This is a genomic window from Leptothoe sp. PORK10 BA2, assembly GCF_034932105.1.
Lineage (GTDB): Bacteria > Cyanobacteriota > Cyanobacteriia > Phormidesmidales > Phormidesmidaceae > Leptothoe.
In genome coordinates this window covers 43,502-57,624 of sequence record NZ_JAYGIG010000011.1, presented here as the reverse complement: position 1 = coordinate 57,624, position 14,123 = coordinate 43,502, and the positions used below count along the sequence as shown (strand labels likewise).

At 50.1% G+C, this 14,123-nt stretch carries 13 protein-coding genes; 8 read left to right on the top strand and 5 right to left on the bottom strand.

What is annotated here, in order from left to right:
- Positions 1 to 139 precede the first annotated feature (139 nt).
- The 5 genes from grpE (at position 140) to rsgA (ending at position 5,899) form a co-directional block, all read left to right on the top strand.
- A complete protein-coding gene (grpE, locus tag VB741_RS05160; RefSeq protein ID WP_323364076.1) occupies positions 140 to 841 on the top strand; it encodes a nucleotide exchange factor GrpE in 702 nt (233 codons plus the stop codon).
- A 433-nt stretch (positions 842 to 1,274) separates the two neighbouring features.
- Positions 1,275 to 3,281, top strand: coding sequence for a molecular chaperone DnaK (gene dnaK / locus VB741_RS05155; RefSeq protein WP_323364075.1), 2,007 nt, complete (start codon positions 1,275 to 1,277; stop codon positions 3,279 to 3,281).
- 102 nt (positions 3,282 to 3,383) lie between these two features.
- Positions 3,384 to 4,511 carry a molecular chaperone DnaJ gene (gene dnaJ, locus VB741_RS05150; protein WP_323364074.1) on the top strand — a complete coding sequence of 376 codons (1,128 nt, stop codon included), beginning with the start codon at positions 3,384 to 3,386 and terminating at the stop codon, positions 4,509 to 4,511.
- A gap of 24 nt (positions 4,512 to 4,535) precedes the next feature.
- The gene (locus VB741_RS05145) at positions 4,536 to 4,787 is read left to right on the top strand and encodes a sulfurtransferase TusA family protein (protein ID WP_323364073.1); all 252 of its coding nucleotides are present in this window, start codon (positions 4,536 to 4,538) and stop codon (positions 4,785 to 4,787) included.
- Positions 4,784 to 5,899, top strand: a complete 1,116-nt coding sequence (gene rsgA / locus VB741_RS05140) for a small ribosomal subunit biogenesis GTPase RsgA (protein ID WP_323364072.1) — start codon at positions 4,784 to 4,786, stop codon at positions 5,897 to 5,899. Before VB741_RS05145 ends, rsgA begins: the two co-directional genes overlap by 4 nt.
- Positions 5,900 to 6,022: 123 nt before the next feature.
- On the opposite strand, the gene cysS is transcribed toward rsgA, so the two are convergent.
- The 3 genes from cysS to petC form a co-directional block, all read right to left on the bottom strand.
- A complete protein-coding gene (gene cysS / locus VB741_RS05135) occupies positions 6,023 to 7,474 on the bottom strand; it encodes a cysteine--tRNA ligase (RefSeq protein ID WP_323364071.1) in 1,452 nt (483 codons plus the stop codon).
- Positions 7,475 to 7,686: 212 nt separating this feature from the next.
- Positions 7,687 to 8,655 carry a cytochrome f gene (gene petA, locus VB741_RS05130; protein WP_323364070.1) on the bottom strand — a complete coding sequence of 323 codons (969 nt, stop codon included), beginning with the start codon at positions 8,653 to 8,655 and terminating at the stop codon, positions 7,687 to 7,689.
- Between the two features lie 55 nt (positions 8,656 to 8,710).
- Entirely contained in the window at positions 8,711 to 9,253 is a 543-nt protein-coding gene (petC, locus tag VB741_RS05125; protein ID WP_323364069.1) for a cytochrome b6-f complex iron-sulfur subunit, read from the bottom strand.
- 401 nt (positions 9,254 to 9,654) lie between these two features.
- On the opposite strand from petC, the gene VB741_RS05120 reads away from it, so the two are divergent.
- The 3 genes from VB741_RS05120 to VB741_RS05110 all read left to right on the top strand — a co-directional run bounded on the left by VB741_RS05120 (position 9,655) and on the right by VB741_RS05110 (position 12,701).
- Positions 9,655 to 9,966 carry a DUF3067 family protein gene (locus VB741_RS05120; RefSeq protein ID WP_323364068.1) on the top strand — a complete coding sequence of 104 codons (312 nt, stop codon included), beginning with the start codon at positions 9,655 to 9,657 and terminating at the stop codon, positions 9,964 to 9,966.
- Positions 9,967 to 10,660: 694 nt separating this feature from the next.
- Positions 10,661 to 11,671, top strand: coding sequence for a ribose-phosphate pyrophosphokinase (locus VB741_RS05115; RefSeq protein ID WP_442786293.1), 1,011 nt, complete (start codon positions 10,661 to 10,663; stop codon positions 11,669 to 11,671).
- A gap of 229 nt (positions 11,672 to 11,900) precedes the next feature.
- Positions 11,901 to 12,701 (top strand): ankyrin repeat domain-containing protein, encoded by an 801-nt coding sequence (locus VB741_RS05110; RefSeq protein ID WP_323364067.1) that lies wholly within the window; start codon positions 11,901 to 11,903, stop codon positions 12,699 to 12,701.
- A 62-nt stretch (positions 12,702 to 12,763) separates the two neighbouring features.
- On the opposite strand, the gene VB741_RS05105 is transcribed toward VB741_RS05110, so the two are convergent.
- Together VB741_RS05105 and VB741_RS05100 are read right to left on the bottom strand one after the other, a co-directional pair.
- On the bottom strand, positions 12,764 to 13,198 hold the full coding sequence (locus VB741_RS05105) for an NUDIX hydrolase (RefSeq protein ID WP_323364066.1): 435 nt from the start codon (positions 13,196 to 13,198) through the stop codon (positions 12,764 to 12,766).
- A gap of 155 nt (positions 13,199 to 13,353) precedes the next feature.
- On the bottom strand, positions 13,354 to 14,103 hold the full coding sequence (locus VB741_RS05100) for a DUF561 domain-containing protein (RefSeq protein WP_323364065.1): 750 nt from the start codon (positions 14,101 to 14,103) through the stop codon (positions 13,354 to 13,356).
- Positions 14,104 to 14,123 lie beyond the last annotated feature (20 nt).

Here is a 14,123-nt window from a genome sequence, read left to right as displayed (position 1 = left end):
TTGGTGATACATTCATGTTTGCTCAACCCATGAATTTTTCCAGTTGATCAAGATGTCCTGGGTTGGGTGCAACTCGCTTAAAATATCATCGTCTAAGGCAAATGTTACCCCTGAGTTCTGTTATTGATGAGGTTAAACGATGGTAGAGGACGTTAATCCGGCAGAAGGTAGTGCGATGGAAGACGATGAAGTCTCTAACATGGTGAATGAGACAGATGTCGATATCGAAGAACTTAAACTTGAAGACGCCGACATCGAAATTAATTTTGAGAATGAGTTTTCTGAAGCTAATCCTGAAGATGGTGAGGCGATAGATCCCTCTGATGCTGACACTACGGACAATGCTGAATCCGCCACAGCAACGGTTGCTGAATTAGAAGCCCAGATCGCTCAACTCAAAGGTCAGTTAGAAGATAGAAACAGCCAATATCTAAGACTCACAGCTGATTTTGAGAATTTCCGTAAGCGCACCAGTCGCGAGAAAGAAGATCTTGAAGTTCAGATTAAGTGTAATACGATTAGCAATCTGTTAGAGGCGGTTGATAACTTTGAGCGTGCTCGCGCCCAAATCAAACCTCAAAATGAGGGGGAAATGGCTGTTCACAAAAGCTATCAAAGTGTCTACAAGCAGTTAGTTGAAGGATTAAAGCGGGTCGGAGTAGCCCCTATGCGGGCTGAAGGTAAAGAGTTTGATCCCAATCTCCATGAAGCAGTAATGCGGCAACCCACCGATGAACATGCTGACGGCACAGTTATTGAGGAATTAGTCAAAGGGTACGTTTTAGGCGAGCGAGTCCTGCGTCATGCCATGGTCAAAGTCGCTACACCCCTTGAGGACTAGTTTGAAGGATCATGAAAAAGCAAACTTGGAGCCCCAGCTGATCGAGCTAGTCTTCTGTTAGCTCAGTTATGAAGCTTTCTTGAATATCGAGATGCTTTGTTAGAATTTATCGTTTTGGGTATTGTATTTATATGAGAGGGCTACTGACATAGCGTCTGCTAGGACACTTACTGCAAATATTTCTTGCAGGTATGTTGTTAGGTCCAGGGTGTAACTGTATGGCAATTTTTACTTAAGCTTATTTATCAGTCTGTCCCTATGATTAGGGGTTAAGAAATGCTTTCGACCTGGTAAATCTGCATAGGCTGTTAATCGACTTCAAGTTGATTAATAACCGCATCGGTTTACCTTCAAGCTATTAACCATCTAATTGATAGGTGGATATCTATATCTTTTAAAGAAATAAACGGTTCTCTAGAGTGAGCAGGCCCTTATGGGAAAAGTTATTGGCATTGATTTAGGAACTACTAATAGCTGCGTTGCAGTTCTAGAAGGTGGTAAACCTGAGGTTATAACCAACACAGAAGGCGGACGTACAATGCCCAGCATTGTTGGTTTTGCCAAAAATGGGGAACGCCTAGTTGGGCAGTTGGCTAAGCGTCAGGCTGTAACCAATGCAGAAAATACTGTTTACAGTATTAAACGCTTTATCGGTCGTCGTTGGGAAGATACATCCAGTGAGCGAACACGGGTTCCTTATACCTGTGTTCGCGGTAAAGATGACACCGTGGATGTTTTGATTCGGGGAAAAGCTTATACGCCTCAAGAAGTTTCTGCTATGACCCTGCAGAAGTTAAAGCAGGATGCTGAAGCCTACCTTGGCGAAGAGGTTACCCAGGCTGTGATTACGGTGCCAGCCTATTTTACTGATGCCCAACGCCAGGCAACAAAGGATGCGGGCAAAATTGCGGGTCTTGAAGTCCTAAGGATTATCAATGAGCCGACGGCTGCCGCCTTGTCCTATGGCATGGACAAGTTAGACCAAGATCAGACGGTTTTGGTATTTGACTTGGGTGGTGGTACGTTTGATGTTTCGATCCTACAGCTGGGGGATGGCGTCTTTGAAGTAAAGGCCACCTCTGGGAATAACCATCTGGGTGGCGATGATTTTGATAACAGCATCGTCACAGCTCTCTTAGATCAGTTCAGAGAGCAAGAGGGCATGGATCTGTCCACGGATCGCATGGCTTTACAGCGTATCCGGGAAGCAGCTGAAAAGTCTAAAATAGAATTATCTAGTCGAGCGAATACGTCAATTAATTTGCCCTTTATTGCAGCGGATGAAACCGGGCCCAAGCATTTGGAGGCTGAACTATCCCGCAACCAGTTTGAAGAGTTGGCCAAGCCCCTGGTCGCCGCAACGTTAGAGCCGGTAGCTCAGGCCCTCAAAGATGCCGAACTAACGCCAGACGACATTGATCGCATCCTATTAGTGGGCGGCTCTACCCGCATTCCAGCCGTCCAAAAAGCGATTACGGATTACTTTAATGGCAAAACTCCCGATCGCTCTGTTAATCCGGATGAGGCCGTGGCTTTGGGGGCCTCGATTCAAGCAGGGGTCTTAGGCGGTGAAGTCAAGGATCTGCTCTTGCTGGACGTCACCCCTTTATCCCTTGGCATCGAAACCTTAGGCGAAGTATTTACCAAGGTCATTGAGCGGAACACCACCATTCCCACCAGTAAATCACAAACTTTTTCCACTGCTACCGATGGGCAGACCTCTGTGGAGGTACATGCCTTACAGGGTGAGCGGGCTATGGCTCGAGACAATAAAAGCCTGGGACGATTCGAATTGACGGGGATTCCACCTGCTCCCAGAGGGATACCGCAAATTGAGGTGTCCTTTGAAATTGATGCTGACGGCATTCTGCAGGTAGCGGCGAAGGATAAGGGCACAGGTAGAGCCCAAAGCATTCGCATCACAAATACTGGCGGCCTAACAGCCAGTGAAATTGACAAGATGCGGGAAGAGGCAGAAGCCTATGCTGACGACGATGAGCGTCGGAAGGTAGTAGCTGAAATGATCAATAAGGCTGACGCCCTCTTCTACAGCTACGAAACAACGATGCGGGAAAATGCTGAGTGGATCAGCGACGAACGCAAAGCTCAAGGTCAAGAGGCAGAAGTTACCCTCAGAGCCGCTGTAAGCAATAAGGAAATTACACCAGAGGAACTTCAGACAGCTCTGGATGGATTACAGCAGATTATTTTTGCCATTGGCGCTGAGATGTATCGTCAGGTCAATCCAGAGGATAATTTTGACATTGCTGGGGGTGAGACCACTCCAGATATGTCATCAGAGTCAGGTAGCGATGGAAAATCCAGAGCAAAGGAACCTGTGGCCGCCGATGCCACCCCTGATGCCATAGATCTGTTAGCAGGTGAACCCGAGTTTGACTTGGACGCAACAATTACAGCTGATTATGAGGCGATAGAATAATAACCGAATGATGGGAGTACGGGAATTGCGAATCAGCAATGTGCCGTGTTTACGTAAAATGGTGGGATAGATTTCCAGTTGTCGTTGTTAAGCTAGCATTCTATGGCTCGTGATTACTATGAGGTACTCGGTGTTTCCCGGGGAGCCGATCAGGATGAGGTCAAGCGCGCTTATCGCCGACTGGCACGTAAGTATCACCCTGATGTCAATAAAGATGCTGGGGCGGAAGATAAATTTAAGGAAATTAACCGAGCTTACGAGGTGCTATCTGAGCCTGAAATCAGGGCTCGGTATGATCGATTTGGGGAAGCTGGCGTAGGTGGCGCAGCTTCTGGTGGTGCAGGGTTTCAAGATTTTGCGGATATGGGCGGCTTCGCCGATATCTTTGAGAGCTTTTTTAGTGGGTTTTCCGGTGGTCAGACCCAGACCAAGCGACGCGGCCCCATGCGCGGGGATGATTTGCGGCTTGATTTGAAATTAGATTTTTCTGAGGCGATTTTTGGTGGCGAAAAAGAAATCAAGATTAGCCATCTAGAAAACTGTATGACCTGTAAAGGATCGGGGGCAAAGCCGGGCACTCGGCCGCGCACCTGTTCCACCTGTAGCGGCTCTGGGCAAGTGCGGCGGGCAACCCGAACACCCTTTGGGAGTTTTACTCAGGTTTCAGCCTGTCCAACATGTAACGGCACCGGTGAGGTTGTTGAGGATCGGTGTGAAGTTTGTGGTGGAGCCGGACGAAAACAGGAAACTAAAAAGCTGAAAATAACGGTTCCAGCTGGGGTGGATAATGGTACTCGGCTCAGGGTTTCCAATGAAGGGGACGCGGGCATGCGGAGTGGTCCCCCGGGAGATCTCTATGTTTATTTGTTTGTTAAGGAGCATAGCAACTTTAAGCGGGACGGGATCAATGTCTTGTCGGACTTGAAGATCAGTTACTTACAGGCAATTTTGGGCTGTGACCTTCAGGTGGAAACGGTAGATGGGCCTGTGGAAGTCCACGTACCCTCGGGGACCCAGCCCAGTACGGTGTTGACCCTTGAGAATCGGGGTGTGCCGAAATTGGGTAATCCGGTGAGTCGTGGCAATCATTTGCTGACGATCATGGTTGATATTCCTACTCGCATTAAAGCGGAAGAACGTGAGCTCCTGGCAAAACTGGCAGAGGTGAGGGGTGATTCCATTTCCAAAAAGGGGCTTGAGGGATTTTTAGGCGGCTTATTTAAAGGCTAATACCGATGCGAGGGGCTTCAGACTATGACCGATGTCTTAAATAGACCTGATGAAACATTAGATTTGCGTGGGACTCCCTGCCCCCTGAATTTTGTGCGGACTAAGCTCAAATTACAGCGCATGCCCGTAGGAGAACTTCTGGAAGTTTGGTTGGATGCGGGTGAGCCTGTGGAGCAAGTGCCTGATAGCTTGCGTTCGGAAGGTTTTTTGATTGAAGAGTTAGAGTCAAACGCCGAAGGCTACTTTATGCTTCAGGTCAGACGACCTCCGGCATGAGGGGAGCATTAGAACCACCTAGGCCTTTATCTGCACTAGGTACAGTGGTTGCTTGTCAGGCAAATTACTATCAGGTAAGGCTGGCTTTAGAGGGGCCCAAACCACTCTATTTTTTGTGTACCCGTCGAGCCCGGTTGAAAAAGCTCGGGCAGCAGGTGGTGGTGGGCGATCGGGTGCTGGTGGAGGAGATGGATTGGCAGGATTGCCGTGGCGCGATCGCAACCATCCACCCCCGCTCTAACCTGCTTGACCGTCCACCGATTTCCAATGTGGACCAAATTCTGCTGGTATTTGCCCTCGCCGAACCGAACCTAGACCCCGCCCAACTCAGTCGATTTTTAGTCAAAGCAGAGTCCACCGGCATTCCCGTCACCCTGTGTCTGAATAAACAAGACTTGTTGCCTGGGTCAGCCATCGACCATTGGCAGACTCGACTGCGGAGTTGGGGCTATGACCCTCTACTGATCAGCGTACGGAATGATAAAAATCTTCCCCGGCCCCTGACGGAGGCCTTGCAGCATCGGGTGAGCGTTGTGGCCGGACCCTCAGGGGTAGGTAAATCCAGCCTCTTAAATCGTCTGGTGCCCGATGTGGAAGCCCGCACCAATACGGTATCCGGCAAGCTGGGCCGAGGACGTCATACTACCCGCCATGTGGAACTGTTTGAGCTACCCACGGGGGGGCTGCTAGCCGACACCCCTGGGTTTAATCAACCCGATGTCACCTGCACGGTGGAGACATTAATGGACTGCTTCCCGGAGGTGCGTCAGCGCCGAGGCCAATGTCAGTTCAACAACTGCCTCCATCGAGATGAGCCGGGCTGTGGCGTCAAAGGGGACTGGGAACGCTACGGCTACTACCTATCCTTATTGGATGAGGTGCTACAGCACCAGCAACAGCTGGACCATCGCCCGGATATGGAAGCCAGTGAAAAAGTGAAAATGGGCAGCGATGGCCAGGTAATGCATGAGCCCAAGCTAGAGGCCAAGAAATATCGCCGCACGTCCCGTCGGCAACGCCATCAAGATCTGCACGATATGTGTTCAGAGATTATGGATGCGGCTTCCGTGGATGATTTGGATGATGCGGTGCTTGAGGAGTATGGCCTTTAAAGACTGCGACTCCATGATCTGATAGGCAGGATAACAAGCATGGCGATCTCCTATTCAATTAACTAGAACTTCAGAAACTGGAACTCCAGAAGCTGAAACTCCAGAAACTGGAGCTCGGGCATTCTAACGATGCCACTCCGTTACACCGCCGGGCTTATCGATCAACGTGATTCCTTGGGCGGTCAAATCATCCCGAATTTGATCCGACAGGGCAAAGTCCTTAGCCTTTTTAGCGGCCAATCGTTGTTCAATCAAGGTGGCAATTTCAGCATCGCTGGGGCCTGCCTGGAGGTTGGGGCTACTGTCCGGTGTGGCTTCTATACCCAGCACCTGGGCTAGACCCACCAGGGTGCTCCACTGATGTTGGAGGTAGACGCTATCTCCATCGGTTTTGCCCTCATGCACCAAAAGGTTGCCTTGGCGGCGCAATTCCTTGGCCAGTTCAAACAGGACAGCTATGGCTTCAGAGGTATTGAAGTCATCATCCATCGCTGACTGGAATCGCTGTACTACCTCGCTCCCTCGGTTGAGTTCTAGGGGGACGGTGTCAGCCCAATTTAGCTGGGGGCCATGGGTATGGCCAAACAACAGACCATCTTTGAAGGTTTGCCAGCTTTTAGTGGCGGATGCGATCGCATCCGCCGTAAAGTCCACCGGCTTGCGGTACTGAGCCTGGCACAGGAATAGCCTCAGGGCCATGGGATGCAGTCCGTCATCATCATCCAGCAGCTGCCGAATGGTGGTGAAGTTACCCAAAGATTTGGACATCTTTTCCCCATTCACATTCACCATGCCGTTGTGCATCCAATACTGGGAGAGGGGCTTCCCCGTAGCCGCCTCCGACTGGGCAATTTCATTTTCATGGTGGGGAAAGGTAAGATCCCCGCCCCCCATGTGAATATCAATGGTGTCCCCCAAGCGATCGCGCACCATGGCCGAGCACTCAATGTGCCAACCCGGTCGCCCTGCCCCCCAGGGGGAATCCCAGGCCGGTTCCTCCGGCTTTGCCCCTTTCCATAGGGCAAAGTCAAACGGGTCCTGTTTTTTCGTCTCATCTCCACCCACACGACCACTGGCCCCGGCCTGCATGTCATCTAGCTTGCGACCTGAGAGCTTGCCATAGCCCTTAAACTGACGCACTTTATAGTAAACATCGCCACCAGCGGCATAGGCATAACCCTTTTGCTCCAGTTCCCCAATCAGCCGCTTGATCCCATCCAGGGTGTGGGTGGCATAGGTATATTCGTCAGCTTCTAGAATATTGAGCCGAGCCATATCTTCGTGGTAGGCCTCAATGTAACGCTGGGAAATGGCCTCCATGGTGGTCCCTTCTTGACGGGCACGGTTCAAAATTTTGTCATCAATATCCGTAAAATTTTGCACATATAGCACGTCATAGCCCCGCCACCGTAGGTAGCGACGGACAATATCCCAAACCACATAGCAGCGAGCATGGCCCAGGTGACAGTAGTCATACACCGTCACACCGCAGCAGTAAATCTTGGCGGTCCCAGCAATCAAAGGCTGAAACGGTTCTTTGCGGCGAGACAGGGTGTTGTAAAGGACTACGCTCATTGAAAAGGAAAGTTAACGGCTCATGGCCTTTCGGCCTAATCGTCTCCCATGGTAAGCCCTTTGGGACAGCGGCGATACCGAGAAAGCGTTTCCCTAACTCTCGGAGGATATCCCATACAATTTCCCATCAACATTTCCCATTAAAAAAGGGAAGATGCCCAAGGCACCCTCCCCATTAAATTTCCGAACTGAGTTGAGCAGCCAAACCGTCCTTAGAAGGTCACATTTGCCGCTTGAACAGTCTCAACCTGTTTCTTCTTCAGCACCAGCATAACCTGAGTCAAAGCAGCAGCCGCTAGGAAAGCCAAAAGGCCTTTAATGCGGTTGGGGCTCTGTAGAACAATCTCAGTGTCGTGCTGACCAAAACCACCCACATTGGGGTCGTTAGTCAGGGGAGCACCCGCTGCCACTGCATCACCCTTGGACACAATCAGCTCTGGTCCGGGCTGAAGACTTTCAGTGACGATTACACCATCGGCAGTCTGAATGGTCACTTCAGTACTGTAGTCACCCTTGACGATATCGGTAATGGTGCCGCCCTTGGAAGCAGTGTAAACAACATTATTCGTGGCCTGACCCGTTGGATATACCTGACCACGGCCACGGTTACCACCAACATGAATCTGGTACTTACCAAAGTGAGCGTTCTGATCAGCATTAGGGTCGGGGGAAAGTACCGGGAAAATAATTTCCTGATACTGTTCACCGGGCACCGGGCCTACGATCAGCCAGTTGGGATGCTCGTCGTCGTAAGGAGTATAGAAGGTACCGCCAATCTCTTCCTTCATTTCCTCAGGAATGCGATCTTCAGGAGCCAAGGTGAACCCATCGGGCAGCATCAGTAGAGCACCTACATTCAGACCTCCTTTGCTACCGTCGCCCAATACCTGCTGAGCATCGAGGTCGTAGGGCACCTTAACCACCGCTTCAAAAACGGTGTCGGGGAGTACCGCCTGGGGCACTTCAATTTGAGTGGTCTTTTTACCTAGGTGGCAGTTGGCACAAACAATCTTGCCAGTGGCTTCCCGAGGTACTGCATAGTTTTCTTGAGCCCAGAAGGGGTAAGCGGCTGCCGATTGGGCATTAGTCATTACTAGCCCCAGGGTTGCGATCGCAACCACAGCACTAGAGACAATGGCCTTAGCCAGCTTATTGAACACGCCTAAAAAATTAAATTTCATCCGTCACACGCCAGCAATTCAAGTACGTAGAGAGAAATCAAGAAAAATAGAAAGCCTAAGCCCACCAGGGAGCATCGCCTGTTCTAAAGTCAGTGTCGGTCCAAGGGCTCAAAACCACCTTGTCATCACTGCCCACATCCGCTTGAGCCAAGGGCAGGGATAGGGGAGCCGGGCCACGAACCACCTTGCCGGCAGAGTCATACTGAGAACCGTGGCAGGGGCACATAAACTTATTTGCACCCGCATTCCAAGGCACCACACAGCCTAAGTGAGTACAGACTGCATTGACAGCGTAGCTATCAATGGCACCATCATCAGTTACAACTAAATACGTTGGATCACCCTTCAGACCTTGAACCAGAGAGCGGTCACCAGCGCCGTGGGTTTTCAAATAACTGCTAGCGATCACATCGTTGCCCAGTTCATCCTTAGCGACGAGACCGCCACCAGTCGAGCCACTGCTCGGGGGCAAAAAAAACTTCACAACGGGGTAAAGAGCACCCACAGCCGTACCAGTTGCTGCTCCGAATGTGAGCAGATTCATAAATTGGCGACGCCCTAAATCAGGGACATCAGGGTTTCCAGAAGCTTGAGCCATAACTATCAGACTATATATGCGAGTATGAATCTAAAGGCTGCATTGCCCAGCGCAAACAAGCTTGTGAACGTTGGCCAGACAACATTTTCAGCCCGTACCGTCACAGAAGTTTGTAAATTGCTATGAGTATTATTACATTTTGCCGTCTCAGATAAACCTTTCTTCTCAGGGTTTAGCCGTTACAATCGTTGTCCCAAAGCGGCTATTTGCCAAATGTCCACACCGTAGTGAAATCCAGAACAAGCCCCAAACCCCCTTGATTCGGCTATCACCATGGGAGCTGATCAACCGTAAAGAACGGTACTTTGAGAGCTAAAGAACGGCATTCCAACCTTGACCGAGGAATAGTTCGCTATCTGAAATCGTGTAAACAAATGTAAAAGAGCCCCCATAAATGAGCTATGACCCCCGAAGATTTCCAAAACTTACTGATCGATAAATGGGGTTACTCATTTGATGTACAAATCCGTAAAACCTCCACCAAGGTCTTTTTCCAAGTCATGTGGCGCTACTTAGAACAGGTTTCTTTTCCCATGGAGGAGGAGGAATATCTGGCCCATTTAAAAGACATTGTGCTGTACCTAGAAGCGATGGGTTGTTTAACTCAGATTCAAACGGCCATTGAGCAAACCAAGGAACGCCCCAGGCTAGGTAAAGCGGTAAGCATTCCCATTGATTTGGGCAGACGAGCTTCGGAATGGCTGATCGATTAACCTTCTGGGCAGGGCGAATCCCCAGCCTGATTTAATCTCAAACATCCTGGCAGGATGCCCCTGTCCCCGATGGGTTTACCCTCAAAAATTAGCCAAAGCAATTACTGTACTAACGGCTAATAGTTCTGATATGATTAGCCTCATATTTGTATTCAAAGATACAATTTACTTGCATGGGCTTTAAGGCTCAAGCGATTGTCTTCTTTAAAAATTTCTTTAAAATTCCGTGGATTTATCGCCATCTACCATCTAAATGTCTGCACAAGAGCGGGTTTAGGTTAGAACGATAAAACCTTGCATTAGCATCGAGCATCCCTAGATCGATTAGGTGTCATCACATGCAGACAATGCTTGGGTAGTTCAGATATAAAATCTCTGGCGTCTATGGTCACTCATTGCCCAACTTTGCAAGCATTTGTCCGCTGTGTTAGTCACAGTCTTATTGTCTTAGATCCATTAGGGCAATCAGAGATATTACTGAAAGGTTATCCGATGTAATGCCAATAAAGTGTAATGCCAATAAAGTAGGTAAATAATCTAGCCTATGGAGCTATCGATATATGGGATTTGGCTATGCCGCTAATTCCTACATATCAGTTAGATGCCAGGGTGCTTCGAAGAAATATCTCACTTAGGAAAAATACGCTCAGATTTTTCTAAGACCGATGTTACGATTTGCATGAACTCGCCAAGTATGATTCGAGGGCCTGCCGTGATCAGCTCTGCAACACTGCCTGCTACAGCCACCCTGCCAACTTTGGAAGACAAGAGTCGCCTGAAGTTATTTTCGGGCTCATCCAATCCAGCTCTCTCTAAAGAAGTTGCACGCTACCTAGGAATGGACTTAGGACCTATGGTCCGTAAGCAGTTTGCCGATGGTGAACTGTATGTTCAAATCCAGGAGTCCATCCGTGGATGTGATGTTTACCTGATTCAACCCACATGTCGACCGGTCAACGATCATCTGATGGAATTACTCATCATGATCGACGCCTGTAGACGTGCTTCCGCCCGTCAGATTACAGCGGTTATTCCCTACTATGGTTATGCCCGTGCCGATCGTAAGACAGCTGGTCGCGAATCCATTACGGCCAAGTTAGTGGCTAACCTCATTACCCAAGCTGGCGCTAACCGTGTTCTGGCGATGGACTTACACTCCTCTCAGATTCAAGGGTATTTCGATATCCCTTGCGATCACATATATGGTGCTCCCGTATTGGTCAATTATCTCGCCAGCAAACGTCTCAGTGACTTAGTTGTGGTGTCTCCCGATGTGGGTGGGGTGGCCCGTGCCCGCGCCATCGCTAAACGTTTAGATGATGCGCCATTGGCCATTATTGATAAACGACGTCAGGCCCACAATGTGGCTGAAGTAATGAATTTGATTGGGGATGTGGAGGGTAAAACCGCCGTCCTTGTGGACGATATGATCGACACAGGTGGCACTATCTCTGAAGGGGCGAGGTTACTGCGTGCCCAGGGAGCCCGCCAGGTTTATGCCTGTGCTACCCACGCTGTATTTTCCCCACCTGCGGTCGAACGGTTATCCAGCGGCATTTTTGAAGAGGTGATTGTGACAAATACCATCCCTGTGCCCCCAGATCGGCAATTTGCCCAGCTCACCACCTTGACCATTGCTAACTTGCTGGGGGAAACCATCTGGCGCATCCACGAGGAAAGCTCTGTCAGCAGCATGTTTCGATAGCAGCCAGTGGCGATAACGGCCCGTTAGGATTCATTGAGTAGGGGAGGTTGTTCGCAGCCGCCCCTATTTTATTGGGCGCACATATTTAACCATACGGATAACCACCCCCTAATAGGAATGAAGCCTTATATGGATAAGGGGAAAGTGAAGGCTAGTGGGCTTTTATGGCTAGGGGAAACTTTAGGATGACATTGATGGACTGTAGATATGTTGCTGTTTAGAACCCATAGTGAAAAGCACCTCTATCCTTCAATGGGCCAGTGCTCTATTGGCCATCAGCGCACTGAATCCTCAACTCATGCAAATACAGTCGACACGGCTGGTATCAGTACTGGCTGAATCTATGGCCCAGGCAGACTCGTTGCAGGCTGGGTTGCCATCCCTGGATCAACAGCTGTTAGAGGCTGTTCAAAGTGGCAATGTCCAACGGACAAAACTAGCCCTAGATCAGGGGGCCAACGTAGATACGGGCAATCGCTACGTGGGCTATCCTGTTGCGATCGCAACCGAACAGGGCAACCAGGGCATGGTTCAGCTCCTAGTGGACCGAGGGGCCGAAGTAGATGTGGTCAGCGCAAGCGGACAAACCGCCTTGGGTCGGGCCGTTGACATGGGCAATATCGAGCTAGTACAGATTTTGATCAATGCGGGCGCATCTCCCGACCGCCGCACTAACTACGGTGTCCCCCTGCTATATCGCGCCACCGAAATGGGGAACATTCCCATTGTCAGACTGCTACTGCAGGGCGGAGCAAATGCCAATGCCCAGGTGGCCGGAGTTACCCCCTTATACAAAGCCGTTGAATCTGGCAATATCGCCATTGCCCAGCTCCTACTGGAGGGAAACGCTGACCCCAACCAAGCAGATCCGCTGTACCGGGCAGTGGAAATGGGTAATATCGAACTGGTCAGCTTGCTATTGAATCATGGCGCTAATCCACGCATCAGCGAGCGCGGAGTCAGTGCCTTAAGCTTGGCCAGGGCCCAGGGCAATCGTCAGATTTCCACCCTGCTACAGCAGGCCATGTAGAGCACCCAGACTCCAGTTATGGGCCCCAGCCATAAAGCTAACCATCAGGGTGAGTCATAAATTTAGTCATAAATATAGGCATGGCAATTTTCAGGTACTAGGTTTAGTACCCCTGCCTGCACCTGATCTGTCGGGATCCAGATCGCATCATGGCGATCCTCACCTTCGATCAAGGTATAGGTCTGGTCCAAATGATAAAAATCAGGGTCGACAAAATCACACCGAAACAGCTGGATTAGCTCGTGACCAGGTTTGCCATGGCAGGTAAAAAGATTATCCAAACAGGTTAAATATTCAATATTGGTCAGTTCCGCCTGGATTTCTTCTTGAAATTCCCGCTTGAGGGCATCGATACTGGTTTCACCAAAGTCAATGCCCCCACCTAAGAAACGGTAAAACGCCTGGTCTGTAACCTTGTCGATACCTTTACTAACAAAAAGATGTCCCTGGTGCTGAATCAATCCCAGGACAATGGGTCGAATCCGTGGTTTGCCCATGTTTTTCCCGTGTCAACCACTACACAACCATGACAATAGCTGTCCTCAATCTATCGGACTGGCCATCAAACTGGCCAGTCCGATAGATTGAGGACAGGCGATAGAACTGGAAAGGTTTTAGATCGCCGTTCCAGTTCTAAATATTAGACAGGGCCTTACACTGTGGCCGTCGAACGGGTTACCGTCCGCAACGATTCACGCAAACTGCGAACAGCGGCAACCATGGCAATTTCGTTATTCAGCTTATTCACTGCAGAGCCTACACCCACACCTGCAGCTCCCGCCGCGATCGCCATGGGGGCCGTGACATCCGAAATACCAGAGGCACAGAGCACGGGTATCCTCACAGCTCGGGAAATGGCATGGGCCGCCGCCAAGGTGGGGGTGGCTTTTTCAATCAATCCTATACTCCCAGCATGGATGGGCTGAGTGCTGGTACCGCCCTCGGTTTGAATGATGTCTGCCCCTAGGTTGACCAGGTCTTCGGCGAGCTGCACCTGCTCGTTTAACGGCAGGGTATGGGGGACGGTCACCGACAGCGGGATGTGGGGCAATAGCTCACGGGTACGCTGGGTTAACCCCAGCACATCCTTGGCTCCAAAGGTCAGTCCCTGGGCATAGAAGGCATCAAAGTTACCGATTTCAATCAGCATTGCACCGGCAGCCACCGGCGCTAGAAATGCTTCAGGATCAATCGCGGAAACACAGATCGGCAGGCTAATATGCTGGCCCACATGCCGCACAAGATCAGCATCGGCAGCAATGTCCACAAATGTGGCACCGCCCTGCTGAGCCGCCTGGGCCACGGCCAAAACGTTGGTCCGATCAAAGTTAGTCAAACCACTAATAATTTTGAGCGCATGGCCCTGGGCAAAAGCTTGGTGGAGTTTGGGGTGGATAGTCATAGGTCGTTCTTAGACAAGAT